Source organism: Vallitaleaceae bacterium 9-2 (assembly GCA_038396585.1).
In the GTDB taxonomy this organism is placed as follows: Bacteria; Bacillota; Clostridia; order Lachnospirales; family Vallitaleaceae; genus UBA1351.
This window is the reverse complement of record CP121691.1, coordinates 2,422,784-2,442,557: the sequence shown is the minus strand read 5'-3', so window position 1 is coordinate 2,442,557 and position 19,774 is coordinate 2,422,784. Positions and strand designations below refer to the sequence as shown.

The window sequence follows — 19,774 nt, the reverse complement described above, 5'->3', positions numbered from 1 at the left end:
AAGTATGATAAGATGGATGAATCATTGATCGTATTAAAAGGAGGAAAAGATTTGTGGAAAAAATTAAACTTTTAATAGCAGATGATTTGGAAGTACATATTCGAAGACTCGAAAGACTCATTAAAGAAAAGCCGGATTTAGAATTAGTGGCAACCGCACGAAGTGGGTATGAGGCAGTTATGATGGCTGCTATTCATCACCCAGATATTATATTAATGGACATCCAAATGGAAAATAACATGGCAGGGATTGAAGCGGCAAAGCAAATCAATGAAAAACTGGGAGATATTAAGATAATTATGCTGACCGTTCATAAAGATGATAATATTATTTTTGCCGCATTTCAAACAGGCATCGTAGATTATATCCTAAAAACGGACACCGATGATAATATCTTAGATGCCATCTACTCAGCACACAAAAACCTATCGCCTATACGTCCAATGGTTGCTGAAAAAATACGGGATGAATTTCAACGCATGAAAGAAAGCGAGCAAAGTATATTGTTTGTAATCAAAATCATCTCAGAGCTTACACCAAGTGAACTCAAAGTTCTCCAGCTATTGTCAGAGAATAAGACGAGAAAAGAAGTCGCTGCATTAAGGTGTGTGGAAGTAGATACAATAAAAAAACAGATAAACAGTATCTTAAAAAAATTCAATAAAAGCAATTACAAGGAAGTACTAAAAATTATTAATAAGCTAAAGATTTTTGATCTTATCAAAGATATATAGAGGATAAAGACGTATGATTATATATTTATCAATTGTCATTTTTATTTTTTTGTTAGCCTCTTTCCTAAAGAACAGATCAAGTATATCGATGCGATTTTTATTGGGAATTTTTGGAGGATGGATTATTTCTCTTGCGAGTTTAATCTTGTATTTAAGCAAACAAAACTATTATTGGCGTGAAATCAACAACATATTTTATATCACAAGGGACATATGGAATCTATTAATTGTTCGAGTAAATATTCGCCCCGACCTTCTTATTCGAAGCATTAATGTAGGTGTAGGGTTGTTTTACTACAGTGCTATTTGCTTTGCCATTGCATTTACGAGCAAAGAGAGTAAAAAAAACAATCGAAAATATCTTTTATTGGCAGTGTCGCCGCTCCTGCAAGTTTTTCTTTTTGATCCTCTCGTGCAAAAATATATACAACTTTATATTAGCAACCAGTCACTGATGAATTTTGACGATTACAATCTTTGGCTAGGGCATTTTAATAATATGTTCCAAGTAGTCAATGGTTTATATTGTTTGGTAACCCTTGGGATTTTAATCAATTTTTATATCACACATCCGAAGATAAAATTTCTTAAGATATATACCTTATTTAACTTATTGTGTATAACACCTATTATTTTGTTGTTCTTCTATTTGTTTCGCTGGCATCCGATGGTTTTGGTTAAAGCCACCATGAAAAAAGGATATTATAATTATTTGATTCCAAATTTTCAAATCGAGATATTAAATAATCCGACGTATTATTTTGTCTTCTTGATAGCCTATATCTTATTAATTATATACATCCTCAAGTATAATACCATGGAAAGCTATTATAAAAGGGATCATGCCAATATAAGTATAAGCATTGATACTGCAAGTCTTGGGGTTAATACGTTTACCCATGCTATCAAAAACCATATTCAGGGGATACGATCGGAAGCGCAGTACTTATCAAAACATTGTCAGGCAGATGAAGAGGCAATCATTAGCACTAAGCTTATTATGGAGTCATGTGATTTTTGCTTTGCAAGTATTGAAAATGCAAATAAGCAGCTAAAAAACATTCATTTGAACTTAAAGCTGATTCCGGTGGAAAAACCTATAGAAAATGCCATGGATAGTTTTCATAGTATGGATGGTAATGTTGAACTGATCTATGAAAAAAATAAGCAGGTGACAATGGCATATATCGATGAAGAGGCATTTACAGAAGTTTTAGTGAATATGATTGCCAATGCCTATGAAGCGATTGAGGATAAGACGCATGGCGAGATATCCATACGTATTCGCGAGCAAGGACGATGGGGGATTATAGAGATAAAAGATAATGGACGTGGAATTGATGAAGACCATATGAATAAAATATTTTCTCCTTTTTTCACAACAAAGTCTTCTGTGAATAATTGGGGGGTAGGGCTTGCTTTTTGCTACAAAGTGGTCACCGCTCATGATGGAAAAATCACAGCAGAAAGTGTGCCGGGAAAAGGGACTTTATTTTCAATAGCATTACCTATACTTTAACCTAGTTAGAACATGACTGAAAGGACGATTTTATGAATTACGATACGATTTTTATGGATAAGTTTGTTAATAGAATACATGGCAATATGCAGACAATAAGCGAGTATTGCTCAGAACATTTTCCAGAGATGAAAAAAAAAGTGCTTGAGACTGCGGATTTAATTTGCAATCAGCAATTTATTTTTAATATGGATTGGGACATGGAGCAAACCCATGATATTGTAAGTTTTGAAGGTGCTATTGATTGGGAGCATATTCCCTCGGATGATCCGGAATGGATTTTTGCGCTGAATCGACATCGATACTGGATTTTCCTGGGTCAAGCCTATCAAATGACGGGACAAAAAAAGTATATCCATGCATTTAAAGACCAGATGGAGCAATGGATTGAGAGTCAACCGTTGACAGAAGCAAAAAAAGCGACGACATGGCGATCCATAGAAGCAGGGCTACGTTTAAATTATTGGCTGCAGGCTTACGGATACTTTATTGGATGTGATCTGATAGATGAAGGATTTCAAGAGATGTTTTATGAGAGTATTCAATTGCACTGTACTTATATTATGGGGGTTGAACGCCCCTTTAGCGTGATTAGCAACTGGGGTGTAATTGAAAATGCGGGTCTATATATTGGTGGTCTTGCCCTTGGTCGTACAGAGTATATGCAAACAGCTATAGAACGCCTAGAAACGGCATTAAAAGTTCAAGTCTATAATGATGGTGTGCATTGGGAGCAATCGCCAATGTATCATAACGAAGTCTTGGTGTGTCTACTAGCGGTTATAGAAAAAAGTGAGGATGAAGCCATTCAATTTAGTGAAGCTTCACGTCGTATCATCCATCAAATGGCCCATGTTAATATGAAATGGAAGAAACCTAATGGAGAAGAATTCTGTCAAGGTGATAGTGATAGTTTTGACCTACGTGACATATTAAGTAAAAGTGCATTGTTGTTTAATGACCCGATTTTGAAGTTTGCAGGATATAAACGTCTAGATTTTATGAATGCCTGGGAGTTAGGCGAAGAGGCGATTTACACATATGATCAGTTAGGAACAAAAGCGCCAGAAGAGATTTCAACGGAACTTGCAAGCAGTGGGAACTATTACATGCGCTCAAGTTGGAAAGAAGATGGACACCTGTTGCACTTTAGTAATGGATCGATTGGTGGAGGTCATGGACATTGTGAAAAACTACATATTGATTTAGTTGCACATGGAGAAGATGTGTTGATTGACAGCGGACGATATACCTACGTCGATAAAGAGATTCGCCATCAACTTAAGAGTTGTTTTGCACATAATACGGTTATTGTTGATGATATACCATTTATGGAGACAAAGGGGTCATGGGGGTATGAAAAACTAGCGCAAGCGATTCATCGCCCACATCGCCTTAATCAATCCATTGAGTTTATTGAAGGCGGTCATCTTGGATATTTGGATCAAGGTGTGTTTGTAAATCGTAAAATCGTCTATATAAAACCCGATATATATATTGTGAGTGATGAAGTCATCAGTCAAGAGGAAAAAACGTTTACACAGTTGCTGCATTTTAGTGCTAAGGGACAAGTCACAGCAACGCAGGAAAGTGTTTTTTATGAAAGTGCCAAGAACTTTGTTCAGATTCAATGTTTATCAAAGCCCACAATTGAACTTGAACAACAACCGCATTCATTTTTTTATAATCAATTGGATACGCATACATTGGCAAAAATCAGTCAAAGCAACCGACCGCGTATGGCAAGCACGTTTGTCATTGATCTTAATCAAGAGGCGACAACTCGAGCAAAAATAGAAGCTGTTGATGTGAAGTCGGTTGGTGATATGGCACATTTTGATACCCATCAGCTGGAATGCGTAAAAATCGAGAAGCACGGAAAAAAATACCTTGTCTTTTTTGCACATGGTGAGACAGCATCAAGTATTAATATGTTTGAAGCATGTGACATCCAATTTGTCGGAAATGTAACGGTTGTAACGATTGAGGATGATAAGGTGCAACACTGCGTATTAAGTCGATAAGTAGATTTTAGAAAAGAATAAGGAGACATAATGATAGATAATAATAAATGGGAGCGATATACGTTGCCGACGCAACAAGAGCTAGAAAAAGCGACAACAATAGCAATTGAACAGATTTCCTATGATTTGGATAAGTTTACACACCACTTTAAGGCGAATGGAAGTGAAGATAATTTTTATAAGCCTCATGACAATACAACATGGACAACAGGTTTTTGGACGGGACAATTGTGGATTGCTTATGAATTAACAGGTGAAGAAAAATATAAAGAGGCAGCGCTTATTCAAGTGAGAAGCTTTTTAGAACGTATTGAAAAAAAAATAGATACCAATAATCATGATATGGGCTTTTTATATAGCTTATCTTGTGTCGCAGCATATAAGCTCACCGGAAGTGAAGAAGGAAAACAGGCGGGGATTTTAGCAGCAAAAAATCTTGCGAGCCGATATCAGGAGAATGGTGAATTTATTCAAGCTTGGGGCGAGGTAAATGCAGAGGATAACTATCGTTTGATTATTGATTGCCTCCTTAATTTACCATTGTTATATTGGGCATCAGATATTCTAGGAGATGATACGTATGCCGACATGGCGAAAAAGCATATCAATACTTCCCTTAATGTGATTATGCGACAAGACTGTTCAACATACCATACGTATTATTTTGAAAAAGGAACAGGGAAACCACTATATGGAGAAACCCGTCAAGGCTATAGCAATGAATCAGCATGGTCAAGAGGACAGGCGTGGGGAATCTATGGAACAGCCCTTAGCTATCAATATACCCATAATGAAGAATACAAAGAACGGTTTTTCCAGATAACCGATTACTTCTTAGAACATTTGCCGAGTGACTTAGTACCCTATTGGGACTTTATTTTTGAAGAAGGCTCCGACGAGCCAAGAGATAGTTCGGCTGCGGCTATTGCAGTATGTGGAATGCTTGAAATGGCAAAATACTTAGATGAAGAAAAAAGTGCATATTATAAAGATGCAGCCTTAAAAATCATGAAGTCGCTTATGGATAACTATGCGGCAAAAAGTCCTAAAACCTCCAACGCAGTATTACTTCATGGAGTTTATGCCAGAAAATCACCCCATAACCCGTGTAATGACCGTAATGTTGATGAATCCAATCCATGGGGAGACTATTATTATATGGAAGCATTGATTCGACTGCAAACAGATTGGAAGCTTTATTGGTAAAAAATAAAAAATCACCAACATCCTTTATGGATGTGGTGATTTTTTTTGCTATCTATTTTATCAGATTACCGGCCAAGTTCAATGACATTTGCAATTAACATTTGGCAGCGACCACAGTCTTCACCTGTTCCTGCACCAGTGATTTTTCCTACTTTTTCAACCGTATCGGCTCCGCCATGTACTGCGTCAATGACAGCCTGCAGTGAAACCTCTTTACAGCCGCATACGGAAGTGAGGATGGGTTCGATTTCATTTTTACATCCATCACAAGCAAGACAGACACCGGTGTGCTTAGTAAGTTCCTCAACTGTTCTAACGCCTTGCACCATTGCTTTTCGTATATCAAGATACTCTACATTGTTTGTTGTACAAATTACTCTGTTATTTGCCATTACTTATTCTCCTAACATTTTTTTACTAGGATGCCTATATTTGGGCATCGTGCTGGTCATTATATCAGATTCATGTAACAGCGTCAATGCTAACCATGTTTTTGTATTCGCAGTTCTATCAAATAAGGTGTATAATAAAAACGTAACTGTTTAAGAGCAAATGGAGGTGTTAAGATGGACATGGTACAATTTGAGCAAATGAAAAAAGGCAGTGGTTTTGTAGCGGCCCTTGATCAAAGTGGCGGAAGTACACCGAAAGCACTTGCCGCATATGGAATCTTGGAAGAAGCGTACTCAGATGCAGACACAATGTTTCAGCTCGTTCATGATATGCGTTCCAGGATTATAACAAGCCCTGCATTTACCAAAGATAGAATTCTTGCTGCTATAATTTTTGAAAAGACAATGGATATGAAAATTGATGATGACTATACTTCGGATTATCTTTGGCAAAAAAAAGGCATCGTTCCAATTTTAAAAGTGGATAAAGGTTTGGCACCATTAGCCGATGGTGTGATGCTGATGAAGCCGATACCGGATTTAGAAGCGTTGTTAGAACGGGCTAAAAAGCGCCATATCTTTGGAACCAAGATGCGCTCAGTGATAAAAGAAGTCAATAAACAAGGCATTCATGCACTGGTTAGTCAACAATTTGAATTGGCAAAAATCATAGTGGATGCAGGATTTATACCCATTGTTGAGCCGGAAATTGACATATATATGAAGGACAAACAACAAGGGGAACAACTGCTTAAGCAAGAGTTGTTGGAGCATTTGACCTATTTGGATCCAAAGTATCAAGTCATGTTAAAACTTACATTACCCGAGCAAGACGATTTTTACAAAGACGTTATTGAACATCCAAATGTAGTTCGGGTAGTAGCGCTTTCAGGAGGATATTCACGAGAGGTGGCTAATGAAAAGCTACGTCGCAATCCAAAGCTCATTGCAAGTTTTTCAAGGGCTTTGACACAAGACCTTAATGTTGATCAAAGTGATGAGGCATTTAACACAATGCTTGATCAGTCGATTCAATCGATTTATGATGCATCCATCATGTAAAAGAATAATTGGAATTATGTAAAGGATAAATATTAAACGTGGGAGCGGTAAAATGACTAAGATTCGTCACAAGAAAAAATACACGAAATCAATAAGCATTATTATATTTATAGCATTAGTTAGCATCCTTGTATTTAAAAGTGTCATGCAAAAAACATTTGATGCAACAAGCTTAGATGCCAGTAACGCCCAACAACATATCGAAGAATTGACGTTAGACACCTATCAAGGGCGCTTGGCTGGCACAACAGAAAATGAAAGAGCGCTTAATTATATTAAAAATCAGTTTCAAGCATATGGAATCAATGGAGGCGCAAAGGGAGGTTCTTATTTCCAATCCTTTTCTATGATTGTTCCAGATATTGATACAACCCCGATATTTACTATTCCCAACCAAGATAAAAACACATATCAAGAGTTAATAATGTATCAAGACTATGTCGCACTACCTTCTTTTGATGGAGGTAGTGTTGATTTTGATGGAGAATTGCTTATGGTAGGGACCAACTTGCTGCGTGTCGATCCAGCACTCATAAAAGACCGTGTGGTTGTTATTGAAGCGGATGTAATCAACCCTAAATGGATTGATTATGTAAAGAAAAACGAAGGGCAAGGTATTATTTGCTGTTCGGAAACGGCAGCGTATGGCGGTAATCATCAATATGAACGTCAAAAAAGCATTGGTATTGAAGGAAAGACAGGGGAGACTATTTTTGTCGGCTATATATCTCTGGAGCGCTATCAAGAACTTGTAAACCTTGTCGGAGGCGAATTATCTAAAGATAAATCGAACCCAAGTATTATTAATGATGTAAAAATACAGATTCAAATTGATTATCCAATCGTTGAGACAGCAAATATTGTTGGTGTGCTTGAAGGCAATAAAAAAACGGACCGTATTTTATTGCTCACGGCGACGGTAGATGGATTAGGGACAGGTGTAGAGGGACAATATTTCCCAGGGGCTAATAACCATATATCCGGTGCGGCTGGCATGCTAGAGATTGCTCGGGTACTGTCGATGCAAGAGAGTTTGCCATATAAAACTATTGTCTTTATTGGATTTAACGGATCACTGCAACAAAATGCAGGTGCAAAATATTATATTGAACATCCGATCTATCCCTTGGATAAGACCACAGTAATTCATCTAGATGCTATTGGGCAAGAGTCTATTGATGGCTTGACAATTTTTTCGGAAAATATTGTCAGCAAAATGCTAAAAGATAAAATGTATAATTATGCAGCAGATGCTAATATCTTTGTCAATCAGGGAAATTATAACGGCACTATTCCAGGCGTGTTTGTCAATGAAGGTGTTCCTGCAATTATGGTTCATGACGCAAGCAAGCAGCCCAATACATATGAAGATACAATAGAAAAAATAAATCCAAAAACATTATCGAGTGCGATGACAATGGTCATTAATTATATTCAACATGATATTTACAAATACAACCCAATAGACTATGTATCTCATTCGGAATGGGTCGTTTTTTGGGTTATAATAAGCATTCTTTTCTTTAATATGGGACTTGAATTTTTGTATAAACGCTATCCGTCTAAGAATATTTTGGGACAGCCTATTGAAACCCACTATTACCGGTTGCTTTTTGTACTTTTAAGAAAAATACTTGCCATTATCATACCTGTCTTTTTAGTTAGTTTTATGCTGACGTTCTTAGTCAACATTCATCAAAACACAGATATTAAAGTGATTAATCATGAGTGGGTAAGTAATTTTTCGCTATACTTAACGTTTAAACAAAGCATCGTATATCTGCGTACAATGTTTGATTTTGATGTTCATCAAAGTTATACCGTAGGCAATGTGTTTGATGTCATATATACCTCAAGTGTATTGAGCATTAAACTCATTAGTGCTTCACTGGGGCTTTCCGTATTTATTGGAATATTTCGAGGAATGTATGAAGGATATCGAACAAAAAAAGGGGGAATTAGATCCCTAGGAACATTAGTTTTCTTCTCAATTCCCGATGTGTTAATCGTATTGTTAGGTGTCATTACGTATACCTATATTGCGAAAAACTTTAAAGGGTTGACAACAAGTCTGCCCCTCAAAGATTTTATATTTCCATTGATTACATTATCCATTATTCCTACGGTATATATATCGCGGATTACTTTTTTAACGATACTTGATGAACTGGATAAGGAATATGTTCGTGCCGCCAAAGCATTAGGATATTCGAAAATAAAAATCTATATGACGGAAATGCTGCCTGCAGTTATATTTAAAGTTGTAGATTCCTTGCCGACAATTATGACGATGCTCCTCTCCAATATGATTATTGTGGAATACCTGTTTAACTATAATGGTATTGTATATTATTTACTCTACCTATATAAGCGTAATGACGTCTATCGCTTCGTTCCAATGGCGCTTACACTTGGGCTTATCTATAGTTGTTTTGTCTATGGTATTGGTTTGTTGACCAAAGTCATTAATCCATTGAAAAGGGAGGGGAGAAAATGAAAAGAATAAATTGGCCATTACTGTTGGGTGGTATTATACTTGTAGGTATTCTTATTCTTATGGTTTTTCCGGATAAAATTGCATCCAAAAGTCCGTATACGCTTCAACATATGCGATTTTCAACTCAAGATAATCAACTCATGGTAGAATCAGCACCTTATCCGCCTTCAAAAGATTATATTTTTGGGAGTGATGATCTTGGAAGAGATATCTTTAGCTATATTGTTTATGGAACGAAGTTAACGATTTTACTTGGGATTTTCATGTCTTTAGGACAGTTTTTTATTGCAATCCCTATGGCGATTATGGGAGGTTTTGGCCATAAGAGTTTTAAATCGATGATTTTACAAGGTAACATTATTTTTTCGGCGATACCTGCGTTATTAATCAGTATTATCATTTTACAATTAGATTTTTTTGTGAGTCTTAGTAAGGGTTACTCTATGTTGGCCTTTGTTTTAGTTATTACATTTGTTGGATGGCCAAAGCTTGGAAAATTGTTGATGGAACGGGTAGAAGCTATTAATCAACAACCATTTATTCGTGGAGAGATTGCTATTGGCAAACCTCGTCGTAAAATTGCGACTGAAAATGTCCTGCCACACCTGATTCCTGAGATTATTATATTGTTTTTTATGGAAATTGCCAGAAACTTGTCGATGATGATGCAGCTAGGTGTTTTTAGTGTATTTATAGGTAATCTTAAGATTATCAAAGACTCAAGTATGGGACAATATTCATATTATAATGTAAGCTTTGAACCAGAGTGGGCAAGCATGTTAAGTACGTCAAGAAATATGTTAACGGTTGCCCCTTGGACAGTTTTTTTTCCGGCCCTTGCTTTTTTTATTAGTGTGTTGGGATTTAACTTATTTGGAGAAGGGCTTCGAGAGATTGTACAAAAAAGAGATTCCCGTTTTACCCCGACGATTAGAAAAATCTTAAGTTGGGATTTGCAAAAAATCAAAAAAAGGCCAAAGCTTGGGATGAAAGCATATAAAATGATGATAGCGGTTGTACTCATATTAGCAGGTGTTATTTTTTCTACATATGCCCAAGAATCTTCATTTGACTATCACCGTCAGCATGTTAAAGATTATGAGCAAGTGGTTATGGGGACCCCAGAAGCACAAGCAACAGTAAAGCATATTGAAAATAAAATGCAAGAGTTGGGTATAGTTCCCCTTAAAGACAACAGTTATCAAAGAGTATATGAGACCCAAGAAGTCTACCATCGGTTATCCCAAAGCATGTCCATGGACATAGGTACTAAAAGAACAGAGTTTATGGCAGGAACAGATTTTTCAGTGTTATCATTTGATCAAGAGATGGTGCAAGGGGAAGTGTATGACGCTTCCAGACAAGATTTATATAATATTGATGATTATTATGTGGTTAAGGATAAGTTCATTGTAATAGACACGGCTTACTACAATACTGCATCGATGAATTATTTTATGGAGACCATTGGACAAGAGGTTCCAATTAAAGGCTTTTTACTTGTAGATACCCATAAGGTAAAGTTTGAAGAAACACTTGTGAATAAACGTCACAATGGGTATGTTGCAGTGATTTCTAGACAGTTATATGAAACCATGATACAAAATCCTAAGGCCGTTATTACATTAGCAGCACATACGAAGAAGATTGATTCGCAAGGTGTAGATGTATTTGGTTTTTATGAAGGAAAGGATCCTTATCTTAAGGATGAAGTTATTGTCATCGGATTGAACTACAATTATATAAACAATGAAGGCAAGGAAGTTCTACAGTTTAATCTGGAACTTATGGAGCAACTGTGTGGGCTGGAAAAGAGTAGACGTTCATTTGTTTTTATGTTTTTGGATGGAACAATTAGCGATAAATACCATGGAATATATGCAATGACAGATAACTTTCCATACAGTCCTCAAAAAGTGAAGGCATACATTGATCTGACAAGAATCACAGAGCCAGAATATGCAACGTTAGAACTTAGCTTGGAACAGGCACCTGTAACACGGCAGTTTGCTTGGAGCATGGGGCATCTTTTTGAAGAGGATTTCGATAAAAAACATATTGACCATGTACCGCTAAAATCAAATAAAATTGGGATTGAACATTATTATACAAATACACAAGCGGCAAATTCAATGTTTTGGAACCGAGGAATAGCGACTATTATTATTGGGACAAAGACGTCTGGCGATAGAACGCTAGATGAATTAGGCGAGATTATTGTTGAAGTCATTAATAAAAATAACTATTAATAAGGAGAGATTTGATGCGGGAAAAACTTTTGGATGTTACCGACTTAAAAGTTTCATTTTACCAAGAACAGGGAAAACTCCAAGTGGTTCGTGGTGTCGACTTACATATATATCAAGGAGAAATCATAGGTATTGTAGGTGAGTCAGGAAGTGGAAAATCGGTGACCGTTAGTTCATTTTTGAAGTTACATGATGAATCGATCAGTACGATTGATGCAGGACATGTTCTTTTTCAAGAGCAGGATTTGGTGGGGCTTAATGGAAAGCAGCTCCGACCTATTCGTGGAAAACGTATTGCATATATTTTTCAAAACCCATCTCAAGCTTTAAACCCTTATAAACGTATTGGAAAGCAACTTGAAGGGATGCTAAAGGCCCAAGGACAACCAAGAAGCTATCAACGGATTTGCGAGGCGTTAAAAGAGGTGGGAATCGATACACCGGATACAGTGTATAATATGTATCCATTTCAACTTAGCGGTGGACAAAATCAACGGGTCATGATTGCCCTTTGCATATTAGCAAGACCTGATATTTTGATTGCAGATGAGCCGACAAGCTCAATCGATGCATCGCTTAGAAAAAGAATTTTGGATTTGTTAAGAAAAGTTAATAAAAAATATGGGATGTCGATTATCTTGATTACACATGATTTTGATGTGGCTAAATATTTGTGTGAACGTATTCATATAATGTATGGAGGATTAATAGTGGAGGCGGGACCCTTAGAACAGGTGTTTCAAAACCCGATGCATCCGTATACAGATGCATTAATTCAATGTGTAAACTCTTTGGATTTTGGAGATGCGACGGTTTACTCTCTTGACGGAGCACCTTTAGCGCCCAAAGAATTTAGCGACCAATGCCCTTTTTATTCAAGATGTGAAAAAAGAATGACAAGCTGTACAAAGGATATCCCGAGAATGCTTGACATAGATGGAAGAAGTGTTCGGTGCCGATTATATGAAAGGGGGGATCGAGTTGAGTAGTATTTTAAAAGTAGAAAATCTTTCTAAGCATTATGTTATTCAATCCAGTATTTTTAAGAAAAAAGAAATCATTCATGCGGTTAATCAAGTGAGTTTTGAGTTAAATAATGAAGAATCTATAGGACTAATTGGGGAAAGTGGATGTGGAAAGAGTACCGTTGCTAATTTGCTTCTAAAACTCCTGGAACCCAGCCATGGAAAAATATATCTTTTTGGTGAGGATATTACGAATATTCGTGAACGAGATATGCGCGAATATCGTAAGGATATTCAAATTATTTTTCAATATACCAATGCAGTTTTAGACCCTAAAATGACCGTTGAAGAATTGCTATTGGAACCTCTTCGTATTCATAAGATTGTAGAAGAAGAAAAGATGCATAGTGAAGTAGAGCGATTACTTGCTCTTGTTGGGTTAAAACATAGCGAAAAAGATAAATTTCCAAACCAATTAAGTGGTGGACAAAATCAGCGGGTAATCATTGCTCGGGCAATAGCAACCCGAGCAAAAATTATTGTATGTGATGAGCCGGTTTCAGCTTTAGATGTGTCTGTCCAGGGACAGATTCTTAATCTTCTATCGCAGTTAAAAGATGAATTAAAGTTATCCTACATCTTTATTTCCCATGACTTAAAAGTGGTGGCACATATGTGCGATAAAATCGCCGTCATGTATCAAGGGGAATTTGTTGAATTCGGGGCAACAGATAAAGTGCTTCAAAATCCTGAACATGCATATACAAAAAAATTACTTGAAGCAATGCTATAAGCTTTCAAGTCTTGACACTTGACGGTAGGAAGAAGGGGTTAAACCCGTATTGTTCTTGAACAATGTGTAGAAATACTGTGTGTTTTCAATCCCGATTTGTTTAGTGATTTCTTTGATAGTACAAGGCGTTGTCGATAGTAGTTCTTTGGAACGTTCAATACGCAATGTATTGATGTAATCATTGATAGTAACGCCTTCCACATATTTAAATGCTTTGCTTAATTTATTGGAAGGAATGTCAAAAGTTGAGGCGATGAGTGAAAGGGTGAGATTATAATCGGTATAGTTTGACTCAATATATGCTTTAACTTTTTGACTGACTTGAATTCGTTGCTTCTCAGTGATTTGAAATTTTAATTCAATAAGTTGCTCAATAAAGGCGATAAATAGGCAATCAATATCTGTTTGTGATCTAGCATGAAGAATCTTTTTTTCAAAGGTATCCATGTCTGGTGTTATAGGCGTTGTGGATGTATCTGAAAGCAAAGAGATATAGTAGGAATTTAAAGTTAAATATAGACTCTTTAGATTAAAGAGAATCAATGAAAAGCGATAGTTTTTACATTGGTTGATTAATTGGAAATAAATGTTAATGGCTTTATCGGCATCCAATGATTTTATGGAGGTGATAAGTTCTGTTTCCAGTTCATCCTGATGTAGATTATCGCTTTTTTTGTGCAGTAACCAAGTTTCACTCATCATATGCATATCAGGATAAAACACATGGAGTTGCTTTAATTCGCGCAAGCGGATATAACTTTTTTTCAAAGTCAAAATATCTTGTGTTTTTTGGCTATACAGACAGAGTGCAATTCCTTGTTCAAGTAAATAATGACATACGGATTCGATGGTTACATCCGCATGCGGTTGTAAAATAAGAAGAGAGTTTTCGGCTATTTTTATTAATTCCCAATGATCGTCACAAAAAGCGCTCATTGAGCAAGTAAAATCAGAAGGAGCTTCAAATAAAATCATATAATAGTTGCGACCATGAATAAAGTTAATATTATATTGAGAAAATTTATTCATTAGATGGTGCTCAACAGAGCTTGTCGAGAGCAACATATGCTTTAAGACCTCAGTTTTTAAGAGGGACTGATATCCGGCATTGGCTTGTTTTTGTGTGGCAATAAAGTGGTCAAAGTCACCCATTATATCCGTTGAGATATCAATATTTGTCTCGTCAGCTAAAGACAAGGAAGACATGATTTTTTTTAGTGGGTCATAAAATCGACGCATAGATATATAGGCAATGAGTATTCCGCATGCTAAGAGAATCAGCGCAATAATAATAGCGTGATAGAGCATATTGTTTAACCCGACCATACATTGTTGATAAGGAATGACCTTTACAAAGTACCAGGTTGATTCGGGCATATAGGTATAGAAATAGATTGTCTTTTCTCCACGTTGTTGACTATAAAAATATCCATTCGTAGAGGTATTGTCTAAATTATTTGTCAATACTTGGGTGTCGATTTTTTGCAAGGCTTCTGTATAGGACGTGGAGGAGGCGATGATTTCTTCATCGGAATTTAAGATAAGCATGTATTCCTCTTCTTTTGTTGTAGGGCTAAAAAATATATTGTTATATGCTTCAGCATATATATTCATCAACATAGAGTTGCCGACTTGATTGGTGGAGGGATCATGGACTAAAAAAGAGTATACCTGATCGGTCTCACGTTCATCACCCCATAGAAGATCTCTGGGGATAGGTGTCAGCTTAGGATAGTCTGTTGGTGAAGTGAGTAGTTGGACACCGGAGTGATCAAAAAACTCATGCCGATAAAAAGAACCGGATTCATAAGTTGTATAGATATAATCTTTACTTTCATTATAGACATAGACGGAATGGATAAGATCATTGCTCACCATCCCTGCATTCATAGAACGAATCCCAAGGATTTTTTCAAAGTTACTAACATTTTCAGAAGTACGCAGGCGAGTGACCGCAGGCGAATAATAAATTTGCATGGCAGAATTGATAACAGAGTCTTGAATTTGCTTTGACATTTGGTCAGCATGTATTGAAAACTCTTCATTAAGAGAACTGACAAGATTGATGGTGGCTTGTTCATAATTTTTGGATAAAAGAATAACGATTAATAATAATCCAACGACCAAGATAAAAATATTCCTTAACCATGTGGACAAAGAATAACCTATAGAATTTAATCGCATACGATTTTTTATGACTGTTTTCATAGTTGAACTACCTTTCTTTTTATTCTGAACACGCTTGCTATATACAGGAGTTCATAATATGATTATAGTACATTTTCCTAAAAATGATAATATATAAAATGATAAAAATATCCAAAACAACCAAATTGAACTATAAATATCATGAAAATCAGTCTATGATTTTAAGCGTAAGCAAAATACGAGCACATATGGAGGTATTAAAAATGAAGAAAAGAAGTGTAGCAACAGTATTAATTTTATGTCTTTTCGTAGTAATGCTTTTTAGTGGTTGCAGTAAAGACGATGGAAATGAAACAGGGGATGAAGCAGGGGGAGGAACGGATACAACACAAAGTAATGATGCAAGTACAGATTCGAGCGAAGCAACAGAAAGCGATAATGGACCATCAGGTGAAGTCATGTTGTATTCGTCCATGCAAGAGGCGCAACTTAAAGCTTTAAAAGATGGTTTTACAGCAAAGTATCCTAATATTAAGATGGATTATTATTTTGCAGGTACAGGAAAAGTGGTAACTAAGATAGCTACGGAAAATCAATCCGGTCAAGTAGCTGCTGACGTTATTTGGGTAGGAGATCCGGGAAACTATATTTCTTTTAAAGAAAAAGGCATCTTAGCCCAATATGAATCTCCAGAAGCTGAAAATATCGGAGCAAAATTTAAAGATCCTGAAGGATATTACACAGGGGCTCGACTTGTGGTAGCAGGTTTTGGATATAATACGAATCTTGTTACACCGGAAGAAGCACCAAAGACATGGGATGATTTGTTAAAACCTGAGTGGAAAGATCAAATCATCATTACAGACCCAGGATCATCAGGAACATCTTTTTATGCGATTAGTGCTTTATTAAATCATGAAGATTATGGATTTGAATTTTTTGAGAAGTTAAAAGAACATGGTGCTGAGCTTGAGAGTGGAACAACAGCAACCCATAATAAAATCGCAGCGGGTGCTTATAAAGTAGGGCTATGTCTTGACTATGTGTCAAAAAACTTGGCTAAAGATGGTGCGACGATTGGATTTAAATATCCGGAAGAAAATCTTATCTCCATAACAAGTCCTATAGCTTTAATTGAAGGTGCTGCAAATGAAGCCAACGGAAAGTTACTTTATGATTATATTTTATCAACAGAAGGGCAACAAATCCTACTGGACAATAATTTGAATTCGGTTCGTAGTGATATGAGTTCAGGTGAAGGAATGACAATTCCGGAAATCGAAGAAGCAAGCTTACCCGTTGATGACAAAGAATTAGCAGAAAAAAGCAAAAATATTCTAGAACAGTTCGACAAGATTTTTAAATAGGAAGGAGATATTATGGCAGACATTCGATTTGAAAATATAACCTTTCGCTATGGAGAACATGTGATACTTAATAATTTTTCTCTCACGGTAGAAGAAGGTCAAATTATGGGTATTGTAGGTCCCTCAGGTTGTGGGAAAACAACGCTTATTCGACTGCTTAGTGGATTCATCAAGCCTGAACAGGGTGAAATTTATATTGGTGACACCTGCGTGTTTAGCACAAAAAAGCGAATCAACATGTCTCCTGAGCGAAGAAGAGTGGGCGTGGTTTTTCAAGATTATGCCGTATGGCCGCATCTTACTGTACTTGAAAACATTATGTATCCGCTAAAGAAAAAAAAGGTACCTAAAAAAGAAGCATATCAACGAGCAAAAAATGCCTTAGCGCAAGTAAGAATGAGTAGCTATGAAAAACACTTGCCAGCTCAGCTTTCAGGTGGGCAACAGCAGCGTGTTGCTATTGCCCGCGCCATAGTATCATCAGATGATGTGATTATATTAGATGAGCCTATAACAAACTTGGATGCAAAATTACGTGAAGAGATGCTTGTGGAAATACAGATGATTCAAAAAGAAATCGGGACGACGATTATATATATAACCCATGATCAAGAAGCCGCTTTGCAGGTCTGCGATAAAATAGCTATCATGGATTATGAAGGAAAAATTTGTCAGATTGGAATTGATGAAGAGATCATTAAACAACCGGTTAATAAATTTGTCTACTCCTTTATTGGGGTCAGTAATTTTATACCAATGGTTGAAAAAAACGATGGGGTTTATTTTTTATGCCATGATGGTCTAAAATATGACAAAAAAGCACCCAAAGGTTTTGTTGCGGGCGTGAAAAATGTTATGGGAATTCGTCCGATGAATATCAAGTTTAATGATGATTCACCCTTTAAAGGAACCATTGTCAATGCGACTTTCTTAGGAAATCATTATAACTATTTTGTACAATTTGGAGATCAAAAGTTGCGTGTTCAGCGCAGTACATTAGAAGTCAAACAATCACGAGTTTATCTAGATGGAGAGGTTGTCGGGCTGGAATTTGTAGCGCCAAGCTACTACGATGCAAGTGAGAGAGGAGCTGATGATCATGAGTAAAAGAAAAGTTGGCTCGGATTTAGCTAGAATCGATGGAAAAAGGTTTAGCTTGGATCGAGTACTGACCATAGTAAGTGCACTACTCCTTGTGATTATTGTTGTTATACCGGTATCAATGATTTTTGCAAATGCCTTATTTCTTGATGGAAAACTTGACTTAGCAATGTTTATTCGAGTTATTGGACGTGAAGAGAACATAGGAGCGATGTGGAATACGATACAAATTGGATTCTGGGTAACCCTTCTTGGGACAATTATGGGGATCTTTTATGCATGGCTTTTGGGAAGATCAGATGTTCCCTTAAAAGGATTGATGCGAGGCCTCTTTACCATCCCCTATATGTTTCCACCATTTTTTGGTGCGATGGCATGGGATTTGATGTTATCAGGTCGTGGAGGATATGTAAATACATGGCTGATGAGTACGTTTAATCTATCTAGTGCACCATTTAATATGAACTCCTTGTGGGGAATTATTTTTGTAGAAGTATCGTATTATTTTCCATTTGTTTTTATGCAAGTTGTATCTGCTCTTGAGCGCATGGACCCGACGTTAGAAGAGTCGGCAAGAATTGCGGGAGCAAAGCAAGGTTACGTTATTCGTAAAATCACGCTGCCTTTGGTCAGACCGGCAATATCTGCAGGAGCGTTGCTGATTCTTATCTGCTCCTTAGCCCACTTTGGTGTGCCGCAGATTTTAGGTTTTACAAATAATATCTTTACCTTGCCAACAAAAATCTATGATTTGATTAGCCGCGCGGCCGGAGACTTTCAAGGGGTTCGAGAAGCGACAGCTCTATCCATACTATTAATTGGTGTTGTAGCTATTGCTTTAATTGCACAAAAACTTGTACTTCGTTCGGGAAGTTATGACATTATCAAAGGTAAGAGTATGCGTCCAACATTGATTAAATTAAGAAAGGCAAAATATCCTCTACTGATTTTGTCAATTATTACCTTAATATTTATTGTAGTGGTACCGTTGGTTATGATTTTCCTTGTCGGTATGTTAAAGGCATATGGATTACCATTAACACCAGAGAACTTTACATTTAGAAACTATACCAATGTACTGGTTGATAACAAGATGGTGACAGATTCCATCAAAAACTCCTTGTTCCTATCGGTGACAGCCGGAATTGTAACGATGTTCTTAGGAGTTATGATTGCCTATGTTATTAATAAGATTAAGCCAAAAGGAAAAGAAGTACTAGAAGTGATTTCAGTTTTACCGTATTCAATTCCTGGAATCGTGCTTGCCATCGGAGTTATTCTAGCATGGTCTGGAGCATTAAAAGTTAACTTGTATAACACGATTTGGATTATTTTGATTGCTTATATTGCCAGATACTTATCCTTCTCCATGAAAAGTGCGTCAGCAGCTCTTCGTCAAGTACATTCATCGTTAGAAGAGGCATCGCGGTCATGTGGAGCGACCCATTTGGAATCCTTGCGCGATATTACCTTGCCTTTGATTCGACCAGCAATGGTGTCAGGGTTCTTCTTGATTTTCTTACCGGCAATACGAGAATTGACAACATCCTTGTTACTTTATGGACCCTATACCCGAACATTAGGTGTTGCGATTTATTCACTTCGAGAAAGTGGATTGATACCTCAAGCGTCTGCATTAGCTTCGATTGCAATATTTATTATCATTATATGTAATGTGGTCGTGACTCAGGTGACAAAAGATAGGAAAGGGGTATAA

The 19,774-nt window shown here is 36.7% G+C and carries 14 protein-coding genes; 12 read left to right on the top strand and 2 right to left on the bottom strand.

Features of this window, described 5'->3' with window-relative positions:
- Positions 1-53: 53 nt before the first annotated feature.
- Genes QBE53_11480 through QBE53_11465 form a run of 4 tightly spaced genes read left to right on the top strand, consistent with a single transcriptional unit; the run spans position 54 to position 5,483 of the window.
- Positions 54-734: a response regulator transcription factor gene (locus tag QBE53_11480; GenBank protein ID WZL80425.1), complete on the top strand. Its 681-nt coding sequence runs from the start codon at positions 54-56 to the stop codon at positions 732-734.
- A 13-nt stretch (positions 735-747) separates the two neighbouring features.
- Complete coding sequence (locus QBE53_11475; protein ID WZL80424.1) at positions 748-2,253, top strand: HAMP domain-containing sensor histidine kinase; 1,506 nt, start codon at positions 748-750, stop codon at positions 2,251-2,253.
- Between the two features lie 32 nt (positions 2,254-2,285).
- Positions 2,286-4,277: an alginate lyase family protein gene (locus QBE53_11470; protein ID WZL80423.1), complete on the top strand. Its 1,992-nt coding sequence runs from the start codon at positions 2,286-2,288 to the stop codon at positions 4,275-4,277.
- Positions 4,278-4,307: 30 nt separating this feature from the next.
- The gene (locus QBE53_11465; GenBank protein ID WZL80422.1) at positions 4,308-5,483 is read left to right on the top strand and encodes a glycoside hydrolase family 88 protein; all 1,176 of its coding nucleotides are present in this window, start codon (positions 4,308-4,310) and stop codon (positions 5,481-5,483) included.
- 65 nt (positions 5,484-5,548) lie between these two features.
- Here QBE53_11465 and QBE53_11460 read toward each other — a convergent pair whose 3' ends face one another.
- Entirely contained in the window at positions 5,549-5,875 is a 327-nt protein-coding gene (locus QBE53_11460) for a (2Fe-2S)-binding protein (GenBank protein ID WZL80421.1), read from the bottom strand.
- 174 nt (positions 5,876-6,049) lie between these two features.
- Here QBE53_11460 and QBE53_11455 point away from each other — a divergent pair, with 174 nt between their 5' ends.
- Genes QBE53_11455 through QBE53_11435 form a run of 5 tightly spaced genes read left to right on the top strand, consistent with a single transcriptional unit; the run spans position 6,050 to position 13,441 of the window.
- The gene (locus tag QBE53_11455; GenBank protein ID WZL80420.1) at positions 6,050-6,937 is read left to right on the top strand and encodes a fructose bisphosphate aldolase; all 888 of its coding nucleotides are present in this window, start codon (positions 6,050-6,052) and stop codon (positions 6,935-6,937) included.
- Between the two features lie 52 nt (positions 6,938-6,989).
- On the top strand, positions 6,990-9,434 hold the full coding sequence (locus tag QBE53_11450; protein ID WZL80419.1) for an ABC transporter permease subunit: 2,445 nt from the start codon (positions 6,990-6,992) through the stop codon (positions 9,432-9,434).
- Positions 9,431-11,683, top strand: a complete 2,253-nt coding sequence (locus tag QBE53_11445) for an ABC transporter permease (protein ID WZL80418.1) — start codon at positions 9,431-9,433, stop codon at positions 11,681-11,683. Before QBE53_11450 ends, QBE53_11445 begins: the two co-directional genes overlap by 4 nt.
- A 14-nt stretch (positions 11,684-11,697) precedes the next feature.
- A complete protein-coding gene (locus tag QBE53_11440) occupies positions 11,698-12,672 on the top strand; it encodes an ABC transporter ATP-binding protein (protein WZL80417.1) in 975 nt (324 codons plus the stop codon).
- Positions 12,665-13,441, top strand: a complete 777-nt coding sequence (locus tag QBE53_11435) for an ATP-binding cassette domain-containing protein (GenBank protein ID WZL80416.1) — start codon at positions 12,665-12,667, stop codon at positions 13,439-13,441. The genes QBE53_11440 and QBE53_11435 overlap by 8 nt, the downstream gene beginning before the upstream one ends.
- Here QBE53_11435 and QBE53_11430 read toward each other — a convergent pair.
- Positions 13,436-15,649: an AraC family transcriptional regulator gene (locus QBE53_11430; GenBank protein WZL80415.1), complete on the bottom strand. Its 2,214-nt coding sequence runs from the start codon at positions 15,647-15,649 to the stop codon at positions 13,436-13,438. The two genes, QBE53_11435 and QBE53_11430, sit on opposite strands and share 6 nt — an antisense overlap.
- A 203-nt stretch (positions 15,650-15,852) precedes the next feature.
- On the opposite strand from QBE53_11430, the gene QBE53_11425 reads away from it, so the two are divergent.
- The 3 genes from QBE53_11425 to QBE53_11415 are packed head-to-tail and all read left to right on the top strand — an operon-like array spanning position 15,853 to position 19,774.
- A complete protein-coding gene (locus tag QBE53_11425) occupies positions 15,853-16,956 on the top strand; it encodes an ABC transporter substrate-binding protein (GenBank protein WZL80414.1) in 1,104 nt (367 codons plus the stop codon).
- A 12-nt stretch (positions 16,957-16,968) separates the two neighbouring features.
- Positions 16,969-18,063: an ABC transporter ATP-binding protein gene (locus QBE53_11420; protein WZL80413.1), complete on the top strand. Its 1,095-nt coding sequence runs from the start codon at positions 16,969-16,971 to the stop codon at positions 18,061-18,063.
- On the top strand, positions 18,056-19,774 hold the full coding sequence (locus QBE53_11415; GenBank protein WZL80412.1) for an iron ABC transporter permease: 1,719 nt from the start codon (positions 18,056-18,058) through the stop codon (positions 19,772-19,774). Before QBE53_11420 ends, QBE53_11415 begins: the two co-directional genes overlap by 8 nt.

Bases quoted from the DNA above. Each gene is read 5' to 3' on its own strand.
- QBE53_11475 (WZL80424.1), top strand. From the start codon at position 748: ATGATTATATATTTATCAATTGTCATTTTTATTTTTTTGTTAGCCTCT.
- QBE53_11470 (WZL80423.1), top strand. From the start codon at position 2,286: ATGAATTACGATACGATTTTTATGGATAAGTTTGTTAATAGAATACAT.
- QBE53_11465 (WZL80422.1), top strand. From the start codon at position 4,308: ATGATAGATAATAATAAATGGGAGCGATATACGTTGCCGACGCAACAA.
- QBE53_11460 (WZL80421.1), bottom strand. From the start codon at position 5,875: ATGGCAAATAACAGAGTAATTTGTACAACAAACAATGTAGAGTATCTT.
- QBE53_11455 (WZL80420.1), top strand. From the start codon at position 6,050: ATGGACATGGTACAATTTGAGCAAATGAAAAAAGGCAGTGGTTTTGTA.
- QBE53_11450 (WZL80419.1), top strand. From the start codon at position 6,990: ATGACTAAGATTCGTCACAAGAAAAAATACACGAAATCAATAAGCATT.
- QBE53_11445 (WZL80418.1), top strand. From the start codon at position 9,431: ATGAAAAGAATAAATTGGCCATTACTGTTGGGTGGTATTATACTTGTA.
- QBE53_11440 (WZL80417.1), top strand. From the start codon at position 11,698: ATGCGGGAAAAACTTTTGGATGTTACCGACTTAAAAGTTTCATTTTAC.
- QBE53_11430 (WZL80415.1), bottom strand. From the start codon at position 15,649: ATGAAAACAGTCATAAAAAATCGTATGCGATTAAATTCTATAGGTTAT.
- QBE53_11425 (WZL80414.1), top strand. From the start codon at position 15,853: ATGAAGAAAAGAAGTGTAGCAACAGTATTAATTTTATGTCTTTTCGTA.
- QBE53_11420 (WZL80413.1), top strand. From the start codon at position 16,969: ATGGCAGACATTCGATTTGAAAATATAACCTTTCGCTATGGAGAACAT.
- QBE53_11415 (WZL80412.1), top strand. From the start codon at position 18,056: ATGAGTAAAAGAAAAGTTGGCTCGGATTTAGCTAGAATCGATGGAAAA.